Genomic DNA, 307 nt, shown 5'->3' with positions numbered 1-307 from the left:
GCAGCGTCAGTATAGTGGAACGGCGGGACGGATTGAAAATAGTCAGATAGGGGTTTTCCTGTGTTACGCCGGCAACGGTGGTCATGCCTTCATTGACCGAGCTTTATATCTGCCTAAACAGTGGACAAGAGGATCGCCTCCGCTGTGACGCCGCCGGCATGCCTGACTCGGTCAGTTTTGCCACGAAACCCCAGCTCGCCCAGAACATGCTGGTCATGCTCCCAATAGTTAGATCTGTTATGAAAGATAGTATTCACGCTCAATGAACGTACCTACCACTTTGTCATGCATCTCTTCGGATTTGGAA

At 50.8% G+C, this 307-nt stretch carries 1 pseudogene; it reads left to right on the top strand.

Annotation, left to right across the window (positions count from 1 at the left end):
• A pseudogene (locus AACS92_RS04690) lies at positions 1–212 on the top strand (transposase); the annotation flags it as partial.
• Between the last annotated feature and the right edge of the window lie 95 nt (positions 213–307).

The organism is Xenorhabdus sp. KJ12.1, from assembly GCF_963876495.1.
GTDB lineage: Bacteria > Pseudomonadota > Gammaproteobacteria > Enterobacterales > Enterobacteriaceae > Xenorhabdus > Xenorhabdus stockiae.
The sequence above is the reverse complement of the archived record's forward strand: the minus strand, read 5'-3'. Positions and strand labels throughout refer to the sequence as shown.